The 11,709-nt window shown below is 65.5% G+C and carries 10 protein-coding genes and 1 pseudogene; 4 read left to right on the top strand and 7 right to left on the bottom strand.

Features of this window, described 5'->3' with window-relative positions; genetic code table 11:
* Nucleotides 1-107 precede the first annotated feature (107 nt).
* Complete coding sequence (gene fahA, locus ACQR3U_RS23010) at nucleotides 108-1,292, top strand: fumarylacetoacetase (protein WP_230811561.1); 1,185 nt, start codon at nucleotides 108-110, stop codon at nucleotides 1,290-1,292.
* Nucleotides 1,293-1,390: 98 nt separating this feature from the next.
* On the opposite strand, the gene ACQR3U_RS23005 is transcribed toward fahA, so the two are convergent.
* From ACQR3U_RS23005 to ACQR3U_RS22995, 3 genes are all read right to left on the bottom strand, one after another.
* The gene (locus ACQR3U_RS23005) at nucleotides 1,391-1,609 is read right to left on the bottom strand and encodes a helix-turn-helix domain-containing protein (protein ID WP_064256486.1); all 219 of its coding nucleotides are present in this window, start codon (nucleotides 1,607-1,609) and stop codon (nucleotides 1,391-1,393) included.
* Complete coding sequence (locus ACQR3U_RS23000) at nucleotides 1,609-2,283, bottom strand: hypothetical protein (protein WP_230811560.1); 675 nt, start codon at nucleotides 2,281-2,283, stop codon at nucleotides 1,609-1,611. Before ACQR3U_RS23000 ends, ACQR3U_RS23005 begins: the two co-directional genes overlap by 1 nt.
* Nucleotides 2,284-2,407: 124 nt before the next feature.
* A complete protein-coding gene (locus ACQR3U_RS22995; protein WP_230811559.1) occupies nucleotides 2,408-3,145 on the bottom strand; it encodes an IclR family transcriptional regulator in 738 nt (245 codons plus the stop codon).
* Nucleotides 3,146-3,282: 137 nt separating this feature from the next.
* On the opposite strand from ACQR3U_RS22995, the gene ACQR3U_RS22990 reads away from it, so the two are divergent.
* The gene (locus ACQR3U_RS22990) at nucleotides 3,283-4,713 is read left to right on the top strand and encodes an acyl-CoA synthetase (protein ID WP_230811563.1); all 1,431 of its coding nucleotides are present in this window, start codon (nucleotides 3,283-3,285) and stop codon (nucleotides 4,711-4,713) included.
* A gap of 6 nt (nucleotides 4,714-4,719) precedes the next feature.
* Here the strand turns inward: ACQR3U_RS22990 and ACQR3U_RS22985 are convergent, their stop codons facing one another.
* From ACQR3U_RS22985 to ACQR3U_RS22970, 4 genes are all read right to left on the bottom strand, one after another.
* On the bottom strand, nucleotides 4,720-5,448 hold the full coding sequence (locus ACQR3U_RS22985; protein WP_094979914.1) for an MOSC domain-containing protein: 729 nt from the start codon (nucleotides 5,446-5,448) through the stop codon (nucleotides 4,720-4,722).
* Nucleotides 5,449-6,754: 1,306 nt separating this feature from the next.
* A complete protein-coding gene (locus ACQR3U_RS22980) occupies nucleotides 6,755-7,639 on the bottom strand; it encodes a crotonase/enoyl-CoA hydratase family protein (protein WP_230811562.1) in 885 nt (294 codons plus the stop codon).
* Nucleotides 7,640-7,658: 19 nt separating this feature from the next.
* Nucleotides 7,659-8,633 (bottom strand): NAD(P)H-dependent flavin oxidoreductase, encoded by a 975-nt coding sequence (locus ACQR3U_RS22975; protein WP_170318582.1) that lies wholly within the window; start codon nucleotides 8,631-8,633, stop codon nucleotides 7,659-7,661.
* A gap of 2 nt (nucleotides 8,634-8,635) precedes the next feature.
* Complete coding sequence (locus ACQR3U_RS22970; RefSeq protein WP_230811558.1) at nucleotides 8,636-9,535, bottom strand: SMP-30/gluconolactonase/LRE family protein; 900 nt, start codon at nucleotides 9,533-9,535, stop codon at nucleotides 8,636-8,638.
* A 232-nt stretch (nucleotides 9,536-9,767) separates the two neighbouring features.
* Here ACQR3U_RS22970 and ACQR3U_RS22965 point away from each other — a divergent pair, with 232 nt between their 5' ends.
* Together ACQR3U_RS22965 and ACQR3U_RS22960 are read left to right on the top strand one after the other, a co-directional pair.
* The gene (locus ACQR3U_RS22965) at nucleotides 9,768-11,348 is read left to right on the top strand and encodes a long-chain-fatty-acid--CoA ligase (RefSeq protein WP_006554680.1); all 1,581 of its coding nucleotides are present in this window, start codon (nucleotides 9,768-9,770) and stop codon (nucleotides 11,346-11,348) included.
* 81 nt (nucleotides 11,349-11,429) lie between these two features.
* Nucleotides 11,430-11,709: pseudogene (locus tag ACQR3U_RS22960) on the top strand (hypothetical protein); the annotation flags it as partial.

Genomic DNA, 11,709 nt, shown 5'->3' with positions numbered 1-11,709 from the left:
CAGTCCTTCGAAGCCTCGACCGAAGCAAGAACTCATCAGCTACACCCCACCGCTCTGGGCATCCAGGGCACTGACCCCAGACACCTACAAACTTAGGGAACGAACGCATGACCACCATCGCCATTCCGGAGGGCTCGCTCTTCGGCCTCGACAACCTGCCGTACGGCATCTTCTCCACGGCCGACAGCGAACCCCGCGTCGGTGTCCGCGTCGGAGATTCGGTCCTCGACCTGAGCCGTGTCTTCGAGGACGACATCGTCTTCGCCGAGCCCTCGCTCAACGCGTTCATGGCCCAGGGTCGTGCACGGTGGGACGAAGTTCGCGCTGCGATCAGGGAACTCGTGACCGGCGATGTCGCCGACGAGGCGGTCTTCGCCGTTGCCGACGTGACGATGCACCTGCCGATCGAGGTGGCCGATTACGTCGACTTCTACGCCTCGGAGAATCACGCGTCGAATCTCGGCCGGCTGTTCCGCCCGCAGAACCCCGACCCGCTGATGCCGAACTGGAAGCACCTTCCCGTCGGTTACCACGGTCGGTCGAGCACCGTCGTGACCTCGGGGGTCGACATCGTGCGTCCGTGCGGACAGCGCAAGGGCCCTAACGATCCTGTGCCGGTCTTCGGTCCGTCGATCCGCCTCGACATCGAGGCCGAGATGGGCTTCGTCGTCGGTGTCGGCTCCCCGATGGGATCGCAGATCCGGCCCGACGAGTTCGCCGACCACTGCTTCGGTGCGGTCATCCTCAACGACTGGTCGGCCCGCGACATCCAGGCGTGGGAGTACGTGCCGCTGGGCCCGAATCTCGGCAAGTCCTTCGCGACGTCGATCTCGCCGTGGGTCGTTCCGCTCGCTGCCCTCGAGGCCGCCCGTATCGACACCCCGGTGCAGGACCCGGAACCGCTGCCGTACCTGAAGGGCACCGAGAAGTGGGGTCTGGACATCGATCTCGAGGTCGAGTGGAACGGGCACGTCGTGTCGCGTCCGCCGTATGCGCAGATGTACTGGTCGCCGGCGCAGATGCTCGCCCACACCTCGGTCAACGGTGCCGCGACCCGCACCGGCGACCTGTTCGGATCCGGCACCATCTCCGGCCCGGAGAAGGACCAGCGCGGCGCCTTCATCGAACTCACCTGGGGCGGAGCAGAACCCGTGCAGGTCGGCGACGAGACGCGCACCTTCCTCGAGGACGGCGACGAGATCGCCATCTCGGCCACCGCTCCCGGCCCGAACGGGACGCGCATCGGCTTCGGTGAGGTCCGCACCCGCATTCTTCCCGCGATCGGGGAATGAAAGAAACAGGTCCGTGCGTCAGCCGGAGCGCCACCGGCCGGACCATCGGCGATGCCCGGAACCCACGAGGTTCCGGGCATCGCCGTGTTCGGGGTCGGTCAGTCGACCGAAAGAATGTCGCCCACAGAGCAATCCAGAACACGGCACAGGGCGGTGAGGGTGGAGAATCGGATCGCGCGGGCGCGTCCGTTCTTGAGTACCGACAGGTTCACCACGCTGACGCCGACCTTGTCGGCCAACTCGGTGAGCGTCATGCCCCGATCGGCCAGCAGCTCGTCGAGATGACACCGGACGGCATGCTCGGTTTCCGGAGGCATCAGACGAGTCCTTCGTTGTCGCGCGCCATGCGGCTGCCGATCCGCAGTACCACGCCCACGGCCGAGATCACCATGCAGAAGACGTAGGCGTACCAGAACTCCGGTCCGAGAGGCGCGTTCGAGAGGACCTCGTTCATGTCCACGTCACGGATCAACATGTTGGTGCCCAGCGTGCGGGGAATCATCGGGACGATGATGGTCGCGATCGCCACCATCGACGTGACCCACACGAGCCGGATGACACCCCGGTCGAACAATCGGCCCCGGACGAATCGCACGACGATCCAGCTCAGCAGGGCCAGGGCTGTCAGGTAGCCGAACGTCTGTACCGCCTCCCCAGCGCGGAGGAGGCCGACGCTGACGGGTGAGAGGGTGTCGGTCGGAACGTCGATCACCGTGGTCGAGGTGGTCTGGAGGTCGGCGCCGTTCGGGGTGGACAGCACCGGCGCCGCTGCCGCGTCGTCGAACCGGACCCGCGCGGTCACGATGCCGTCGCCGAGGGAGCTCGCGAGGTCGCGGACATAGGTGAAGAGCACGATCAGTGAGGTCAGCGCGAAGACGGTGAGGGACGCCCGCAGATCGGTGCGGTCCTTCTTCGACGTCTCGGTGGGGGAGAGCGTGTCGGGTTCGGCGCCCGGGCACTGGGGGCGGTCGGTGTCGTGGGTGGAATTCATGGTCGTCTCCGAACTCGCCGGGCGGCGGCACTATCGATTGTCGATACCATCGATAATCGTTATACATATCGAAAAACGATATGTCCAGAGGTGGCGCGTTCCCACCGGTCCCGCCCGGAGTGGATCAGGGCAGGCGACGCTCGATCGCGTCCCGCGCTGCCAGCGCCTTCGCGCCGTAGTCGGCGAAGAGATCGGGGGTCAGTCGCGAAGCCGGGCCGGAGATGCTGAAGCAGCCGCGCACAGTGCCACCGCGCCCGCGCAGGGCGACGGCGACGGCGGCGATGCCGTCATGCAGCCCCTGTTCGGTCACGGCGTACCCGCGGGCGCGGATCTCGGCGATCTCCTCGCGCAGAGCCGCCGGATCGGTGACGGTGTGCTCGGTCAGCGAGGGGAGTTCGGTCGCGAGGAAATTCTCGATCCGTTCGTCGGGCAGCGACGCGAGATAGGCCTTGCCGGTGGACGCGGCGTGCAGAGGCAGGCGCGTGCCGAGGGCGAGGAAGGCGCGCAGCTGATGGGGACTGTCGAGTCGCTCGATCAGGACCAGCTCGTTCCCGTCCGGCACGGCGAGATGGACGGTCTCACCCGTCTCGGCCTGCAGGCGGTTCAGTTCCGGGAGTGCGACCTCGCGTAGGTCGTCGCCGGACGACATCGCACTGCCCAGGCTGAACGCGCGTCCGGTAATGACCCACTGCCCGGCGTTCGCCGTCGAGGGGCGCAGCCAGCCGGCCTCGGCGAGGGTCCTGAGGCATCGCTGGACGGTGCTCTTGGGGACGTCGAGGCGCTTGCTCAACTCCGACAGCCCGACCGGTTGCGTGGTCGCGACCTCCTCGAACACGCGGAGTGCGGTGAGAACGCTGTTCATCGGAACCTTTCACGCGTCGTTGACGGCAGGCGTCACGGAATATAGGTTGAGCCGGACCGCATCGTAGCACATCGGTCCACAATATGGACCAGACGCTGCGCGACACCGTCCGGCAGGACGTCGAGAAGGGACCACCGATGACCACCACGCCCGTGCCGTTGCTGACCTCGCTCACCGAGTCCGGAGCAGGCGGCGACGACCGCAGTGCCGTCCGAGTCGGAGACGGATCGCTCACCCGTTCCGAACTGATCGCAGCCGCCGCCGCGGTGGCCGACGAGGTCGCCGGTTCCTCGCGGGTCGCCATCGACGCCACCGCGAGCATCGAGACGGTGATCGCCACGACCGGATGCCTCATGGCCGGTGTGGCCGCCGTGCCGGTGCCGCCGGATTCCGGTCCGGCCGAACGCGCGCACATCCTGAAGGACTCGGGTGCGCAGGTGTGGCTCGGCACTGCCCCCGAGGACGTCACCCTGCCCGCGATCCCGGTCGACGCGAACGCGCGCTCGTCGTCCTCGCACGCCGAGGCGGACCCGGGTAGCGCCGCAATGATCATGTACACCTCCGGAACCACCGGTGCCCCCAAGGGAGTCGTGCTCTCGCGGTCCGCCGTGGCGGCCGGCCTCGACGGCCTCGCCGAGGCGTGGAACTGGACGTCCGACGACACTCTCGTCCACGGACTTCCGCTGTTCCACGTCCACGGACTCATCCTCGGCGTCGTCGGTGCGCTCCGGCAGGGCTCGTCGCTCGTGCACACGGTGCGACCGAAGCCCGAAGCCTATGCAGCGGCGGTTGGTTCGCTCTACTTCGGTGTTCCCACCGTGTGGTCGCGGGTCGTCGCCGACGAATCGTCCGCTCGCGCACTGTCGTCCGCACGACTCCTGGTCTCGGGCAGCGCACCCCTGCCCGTGCCGGTCTTCGAGCGCATGCTCGCCCTCACCGGCTCCGCGCCGATCGAGCGGTACGGAATGAGCGAAACGATCATCACGATCAGCACCCGCCACGACGGTGAGCGTCGGCCCGGCTGGGTGGGTCTGCCGATCGACGGGGTCTCCACCCGACTGCGCGACCAGGCCGGCAACCTCGTGCCGCACGACGGCGAAACCCTCGGCCAGTTGGAGGTGTCCGGCGCGACCCTGTTCGACGGCTACCTGAACAACCCCGAGAAGACCGCCGAGTCGATGACCGAAGACGGCTGGTTCAAGACCGGCGACATCGCCGTGATCGACGACCAGGGTTTCCACCGCATCGTCGGCCGCGAATCGGTCGACATGATCAAGTCCGGCGGCTACCGGATCGGCGCCGGCGAGGTGGAGCATGCGCTGCTGAACCATGCCGGCGTGCAGGAGGCGGCGGTGGTGGGTGTGCCGGACGACGATCTCGGACAGCGGATCGTCGCCTACGTCGTCGGGGATCTCCGTGATCCGGGCGAACTCTCGGACTTCGTCGCGCAGACCCTGTCGATCCACAAGCGCCCCCGCGAGATCCGTACCGCCGACGCTCTTCCGCGCAACGCCATGGGCAAGGTGCAGAAGAAGCTTCTCGTCGAGGACTACCTCGCCGGGAAGTGACCCGGTCTACCCGATCCGGACTTCGTCGCCGACGGTGATGTCGCCGGGAGTCGGGACGGTCGCGTAGACACCGATGCACGGCATCGGCTTGCCTTCCGGCACATTGGGCACCTGATGCGCGGTCATCACCTCACGCAGCATGTCGCGCCGCGCGGGAACCTCCTGATGGGGGAGCGTCACCATGACGCACCGCGCGGTGCGCTTGTGCGGTTCGAGGACTGCCGAGCCCACCGACACCCGTCGGCCGATCCATTCGTCCTCCACGAAACCGGTCGTGTCCGGAGTGTCGACGACCAGCTGCGGCCGGAACCGCCGCAACGCGACATCGGTGGGGTCGCCGGTGCCGAGCGCTTCGACCGCGGAGCGGGAGACGAGATGCACCGGCGCCTCGTCGTAGGTGCGGTCGCGCGGTTCGAGCCGCACGTCGTGACCGAGCAGCTTCGACAGCAGGTCGTCGACCTCGGGATCGTCGCCGCGCACCACCGTGCCGTCGGCGAGCGTGAGTTCGAGTGCCGCCGGATCGCGGGGGTCGTCGTCGTTCAGAAGTCGTGCGGAGCAGGTCAACAGCAGTCCGTAGCGTCGGAAACGCTTCGCACTCGCGATGTTTCCGGTTTCGGCGTCGACCAGCGCCCACAGGTGGTCGCCGCGCGCACCGTCCGCTTCGATCGCTGCGGCGTCGATCCGTTCTCCTCCGAACGATTTCACCGGATAACGCCACACCTGATCGATACGCACGACTCGTGAGCATACGGGGAACTGGGGAAAATGTTACGTGCGATTCCAACTCGCGGACGAAAACACCCGAGTCTCCGCCATGTTCTTCAACGGCGCATTGCAGATGACCTCACCACTGTTGGAGCCGATGAGCGAATCCACCGCACCACTGCTCGCGATCTACCCCAATCGCAGAAACATGAGGTGGACACGTGGATGCTGCGCCGTGCCGCGGTCGATGCACGCCGCCGACTCCCGAAGCTGGATGACCCCCCGAATCCCTCGACCTTGCTGGCTCAACGGAAGCTGCCGTCGCGGCTGACCGCGCTACGCGCTGTCCATGTCCCCGCATCCAAACAGCACGCAGAAAAGGGACGGGACCGACAGGCCTATGACGAACTCCTGCGGTCGCAGCTTGCCCTCGGAGTGCTTCGAAACGCACATGCCGCAGAAGTCGGCATCGCCCACAAGCCCACCGGGCGACTGCTCGATGCATGGTTGGCCGGCCTGCCGTACACCCACAGGTGCACAGCTGCGGGTGATAGCCGATATCCACACCGACATGACCGCCTCCGGCCGATGAATCGGCTGCTGCAGGGAGACGTCGGCGCCGGAAAGGCCCCCGTCCTGGCAGCCACTGCGTTTGCGTTACTGGTAATCGAAGGCGGCTTTCAGGCGGTCCTCATGGCCCCGACCGATATTCTCGCTCGGCGCAACACTTCGAAGAGATCGCCGAAGCATTACGGCCTCTCGGCGTGACCGTCGACCTGCTGGTGTCCCGGACCTGCCTCTCCCCCGATCGACGCCGGTCGAGTTCGAAACCATCATGACCACACCAGTCGCACAGGCTGCGTGACCGAAACTGTCACCGAATCGTGCAGCAGTCCCCCCCGATGTAAGTACGCGTTTCGGGTAGGGGACGTCGAACACTCGCACACGGGCGCATTCCGTGCGAAATGCGGCGGGTCACCTTCCCCGTGGTCGGGAAGGTGGCTCCAACCGGGCGCGGGGCTTCTCCAGCCCTGATCCGTTGAGAGTTCGATGCCCTGCACGAACCGATCATCACGAACTGAGGTGGTGAAGTGGAAGGTTCGGTATTCAGCGACACTGATGGAGCATCGCTGCCAACTCGCGTGTTGCGGCCGCTTCGGTCTCTGCGCCCCACGCGCTCAGAGCATCGGCTGAGACCATCAGAGATGTGGACGAATCAGCGGGGATGCCGTCGCCGAGCGGTAGTCCGATTTCCTGGCGGAGTTCATGCATAAGGACAGTGGGCTTCATGAGACTTTCTTTGTTCGGTTGATTGGAGCGGGGATGCAGTAGGTGTTCACGGCGTCGTTGTCTCGATCCACTCTTCGTAGAACGGCGGCATGGCTGAGGCCTTGTCGTGGAACTCGGGTGGGCGTTTGTCGCGGAATGCCTGCACTCCCTCGGCGCCGTCGCCGATGCTGGTGTAGAACATGGCCAGCGAATCGACGCGGTGGGCATCTGCGGGGTGAGTAGCGGCCGCGTTTCGCAGCAGCATCTGGCGCATCAGGGCCACCGAGACCGGTGAGCGGTCGCGGGTCCAGGCATTCGCCAACGCGCGCGCTTCGCTGAGCAACATCTCGGGTTCATGGAGCGCCTGCGCCAACCCGTCGATGTATGCGACCTCGGCGTTGAGGATCTCTGCCCTATAGACCAGATTCAGCGCAGTGGGCATGCCGACGAGCCGAGGAAGGAACCATGTCGAGCACGCTTCGGGCACTATTCCGAGTTTGCCGAACACCAGGCCGAACCGCGCTCGGGTCGACATCAGGCGCGCGTCCATCGCCAGCGTCATGGTTGCACCGATTCCGACGGCCGCGCCGTTGATTGCGGCGATCACCGGTTTACGGCAGGCATGGATTGCGAGGGTGACGCGGCCGCCTGTGTCGCGGATCCGGCGCAATTCGGGGTCGTCGAGATTCTTCATGTCGGCAAGAGTGGGGCGTTTCGACTCGTCGAGCCCGAACACATTCCCTTCACTCGACAGGTCCATGCCGGCGCAGAAAGCGCGCCCTGCCCCGGTGACGATCACGGCCCGGACCGTGTCGTCGTCGTTCACCGACCCGAAGGTGTGCTCGAGTTCGTCGGCCATCTCGACGGTGAACGCATTGAGACGGTCGGGGCGGTTGAGGACCACGGTGAGGATGCCGTCCTCGACTTCGTGGCGAAGGGTGGTGTATTCCATGACTTCTCCCGTCTGCCTGTCAGGCGAGGTCGGCGGCAATCCTGCGGATGGCGGCTTCGGCATCGCTCACGATGTCCGAGATGATCGTCTTGCAGGGAAGCACGGCATCGATGAGACCTTGGGATTGACCTGCCCACCACATGCCGTCTTCCATGTTCCCCTTCTCCAGCACTTCCGTTCGGCCGCGTACCCCGGAGGCGAGGTGTGCGACGTCGGAGAACGTGGCGTCAGGGCGGGCGGAGAGGGCTGCGATCGTCTCGGAGATGGAGTTGCGGGCCACACGTGCGGTATTACGGAACTCTCGGAACACGAGGATGGTCTGGCGTTCGTCGTTGGCAACGATCTGGGCCTTGACGTTCGGATGCACGGGAGCTTCGTCGCTGGCCACGAACCGGGTGCCCATGTTGATTGCGGATGCGCCGAGGGCCAGTGCTGCGGCCAATCCGTCGCCGGTGGCGAATCCGCCACTGGCGATGATCGGGATGTCGAGCACGCGCGCTGCGGCGGGGATGAGGATCAGGCCGGGGATGTCCTCGTTGCCGGGATGGCCGGCGCACTCGAACCCGTCGATACTGACGGCGTCGACACCCATGGACTGTGCTTTGATCGCGTGCCGGACCGCTACCGCTTTGTGGATGACCTTGATCCCGGCGGCTTTGAACGCCGCCACATGTTCTTGGGGGTTGCTGCCGGCGGTTTCCACGATGGTGATACCGCTGTCGATGATCGCGGCCCGGTAGTCGTCGTACGGCACGGGAGTGACGGTGGGCAGCAGGGTGAGATTGACACCGAACGGCTTATCGGTCATTTCCCGGCACCGGGCGATCTCAGCGACGAGAGCTTCGGGGGTGGGTTGCGTCAGCGCGGTGAGAAAACCCAACCCCCCGGCATTGGCCACCGCGGAGATCAGCTCCGCGGTGCCGACCCCGGTCATGCCACCGCACACCACCGGGTGCTCGATCCCGAAAGTGTCGGTGAAACGTGTGCGCAGCACGATCACGGCCTCCCTGCGTGCGGAACGTCGACTCTCGTCGAGAGGACCTTGGCTTCACGCGCAGCGCTGCGCTTGGCTTCGTCGAAATCCGGTGCGACCGAGAGAAATAGTGTGCGACCGTCATCGCCACCGAGCGCGACCGCGAACACTCCCAGCGGAGCCGTACTCACCTCGTCCAGGATGGTTCCGCCTTCGGCCAGGCGTACGGCACGTTGGTTGACGCAGTCGGCAATCCAGATGGCACCTTCAGCGTCGAGGGCCTGACCATCAGGTGCAATCGTGCACGCTGCAAGCCGCTTCTCCACGCTCGGCTCGTCGCCGAGATCGCCGAACGAGGCGAAGTCCCGACGGGGGCCGAGTGTGCCATCCGGTTCGATATCGAATCGGGAGACGCGGTTGCCGAACAGTTCGTTGACGTACAGCGTTCTTCCGTCCGGGGAGATGCACATACCGTTCGGAAAGGACAATCCTTCGGCTGCGACTCGGGAAGTGCCGTCGGTGTCGACGAGGACGACAACGCCGTGCTCGTGGTCGGCTCCTCCCATGAGATCGAATCCGAACTCGCCGACGTATGCCTGCCCGTTCGCGGCGACCACCATGTCGTTGGCGTGACCGTGGCAGTGTTCGGAGATGTCGGCGTGCTCGGCGAGTGAGCCGTCGGGTTCGCGGCGCAGGACTTTGCGGTCCTTCATCGAGACGACGAGCATGCGCCCGTCGGGAAGCCATCCGAGTCCGGACGGCTGGTGTTCGACGGTGCAGACCTGTTCGATGGATCCGTCGGCGTTCACGGCATTGACCGAGTGGGTGTAGAAATCCACGAACCACAGTCGGCCCTCGTGCCACCGAGGTCCCTCGGTGTAGGTGAATCCTGTTGCGACTTCCGTCATTGGACGACTTGTCATGGGAGTACCTTTCTTCCGGCGCTCGTTGCCCGCTGGGCTCGGCCGGTGTCGGCCGGGCGCCTATGCGGGTGAGGTGGCTCCAGTCTCGGGATCCTCACGGCGGTCGAGGTGTCCCACAACGCAACAGTGCGGACGAGTTCATCGGGCGCTGTCGCAAATTCGGACGGTTCGGTGCCAGGGTTGGTGTGCAGGCTGGTCGTACCCTCGCTCACCTGATCCGGAGGAATGCGCCATGCTCACCACGATGATGGATCGTCCACTGCTGATCAGCTCGCTGCTGTGGCGTGCTGAGAACGTCTTCGCCGACCGGGTCGGCGTCTCGTGCGACGCAACCCGCGGAGACCGAGAGTTCACCTACCGTGATCTCGGCGCGACCGCACGCCGGTTTGCTGGCTCCTTCGAGAACTTGGGCATCGGGTTCGGAACCAGGGTTGCCACGTTGGCCTGGAACACCTTCGAGCATCTTGTCGCCTACTACGCAGTTCCTGCGTGCGGGGCAGTGCTGCACACGGTCAACCATCGGATGTCACCCGAGCACATCGCCTACACAATGGACAAGGCCGAGGACGAGGTTGTGCTGATCGACGCTGATCTGTTGTCCGTTCTCTTCGAGATTCTCCCGCGCCTCCCGCGGATCCGGCATGTGGTGGTCATCGGTGATCTCGAGCAGGCCGAGTGTTCGGTACCTGCAGAGGTGACCTGGTGGTCGTTCGACGGATTGTTGCTCGATGCCGTGCCGATCGAGGAATTCCCGGAGTTCGACGAGACGACCGCATCGTCGATTTGTTTCACCTCGGGTACCACCGGGCTGCCCAAGGGGGTCGTGTACAGCCATCGAAGTACGGTGCTGCACGCGATGGCGATCAGTGCTTCCGGGGGCGTCGCGATCGACGGTCGGCACTCGTACCTCCTTGCCACGCAGATGTCCCACGTACACAGTTGGGGTGTTCCGTACGCGGGGGTGCTGCAGGGCGCACGTCTCGTCCTCCCCGGGCCGCACCCCTCGCCCGCGGAGTTGCTGCGCATCATCACAGATCAGACACCCGATGTCTTCGTCGGCGCCCCGGCCGTGGCGGCGCTCATGCGTGCACAGTTCGATGCCGATCCCGAGCGTTACGACCTCGGAAGTGTGCAGACCATGTGGTTGGGCGGGCAGGTGCTGCCACCAGTGCTGGTGAGGTGGTGGGCGGAGCGGGGAGTGGCGACCGTCAACGGGTGGGGGATGACCGAAACCTCCCCTATGGGAACTTTCAGCAACTCGGCCGATTGCCAAGGCAGACCCTTGCCGTTGTTCCAGGTGCGTGTCGTCGACGAAGAGGGTCGGGAACTGCCGTGGAATGGCTTCACCACCGGCGAGCTGGAGGTTCGTTCGCCGTGGGTGACCGGGACGTACCTCGACGACGACCGCGCCGCCGAGGCGTTCGACGCCGGCTGGCTGCGCAGCGGCGACGTCGCGGTGATCCACCCGGACGGCCGGCTGGAGATCCGCGACCGGGTCAAAGACCTCATCAAGAGCGGAGGAGAATGGATCTCTTCCGTCGAGGTCGAGAACCAGCTGCTCCTGCATCCGGCGGTGGTGGAAGCCGCTGTCATCGCGGTACCGCACGAAACCTGGCAAGAGCGCCCCGTGGCGTGGGTTCGGACAACGGCGGAGGTCTCCGATGATCAGCTTCGGGCCCACTTGGCGGTCACCCTGCCGAAGTTCTGGCACCCCGACACGTTCGTGCGGGTAGACGAGGTCCCCAAGACGTCAGTGGGCAAATTGGACAAGGTGCGCATACGCCGGATGTGGGCTCAGAAGTCTGCGGTGTAGCGTTCTGGGACACCCATGGCTCATGTGACCTCTATTACATAATGTTCGTACTGATCGTGAGGTGTTGGAGGTGGTGACGACGTGACCGAGCGGCTTCGCATGCACGTAGACGATCGCAATTCCGACAGGTACGACTCCGACAGGTATGACAGTGCTTCGCCACGAGTGCGGCCGGAGATCGAGCAGTCCTGGCGCCGCTGCCGTGCCATCGGGGCGGCTTCGGACGGTTCTCGTCTGCGCTACATCGATACCCCCACAGACTCGAAGCTTGTGCGTGCGGCGCGGCCGGTCCTGGATCGGTTGGCCGATCAACTCGCCGATGCGCCGGTGACGATCTTGCTCGCCTCGCAGGATGCGACCA

It is taken from the genome of Rhodococcus sp. IEGM1339, from assembly GCF_050321925.1.
Lineage (GTDB): Bacteria > Actinomycetota > Actinomycetes > Mycobacteriales > Mycobacteriaceae > Rhodococcus > Rhodococcus pyridinivorans.
The sequence above is the reverse complement of the archived record's forward strand: the minus strand, read 5'-3'. Positions and strand labels throughout refer to the sequence as shown.

What these genes read in the sequence shown, in the direction of transcription:
- fahA (WP_230811561.1), top strand. Translation starts at nt 108, where the DNA reads ATGACCACCATCGCCATTCCGGAGGGCTCGCTCTTCGGCCTCGACAAC.
- ACQR3U_RS22995 (WP_230811559.1), bottom strand. Translation starts at nt 3,145, where the DNA reads ATGAACAGCGTTCTCACCGCACTCCGCGTGTTCGAGGAGGTCGCGACC.
- ACQR3U_RS22965 (WP_006554680.1), top strand. Translation starts at nt 9,768, where the DNA reads ATGCTCACCACGATGATGGATCGTCCACTGCTGATCAGCTCGCTGCTG.
- ACQR3U_RS23005 (WP_064256486.1), bottom strand. Translation starts at nt 1,609, where the DNA reads ATGCCTCCGGAAACCGAGCATGCCGTCCGGTGTCATCTCGACGAGCTG.
- ACQR3U_RS22970 (WP_230811558.1), bottom strand. Translation starts at nt 9,535, where the DNA reads ATGACAAGTCGTCCAATGACGGAAGTCGCAACAGGATTCACCTACACC.
- ACQR3U_RS22980 (WP_230811562.1), bottom strand. Translation starts at nt 7,639, where the DNA reads ATGGAATACACCACCCTTCGCCACGAAGTCGAGGACGGCATCCTCACC.
- ACQR3U_RS22990 (WP_230811563.1), top strand. Translation starts at nt 3,283, where the DNA reads ATGACCACCACGCCCGTGCCGTTGCTGACCTCGCTCACCGAGTCCGGA.
- ACQR3U_RS23000 (WP_230811560.1), bottom strand. Translation starts at nt 2,283, where the DNA reads ATGAATTCCACCCACGACACCGACCGCCCCCAGTGCCCGGGCGCCGAA.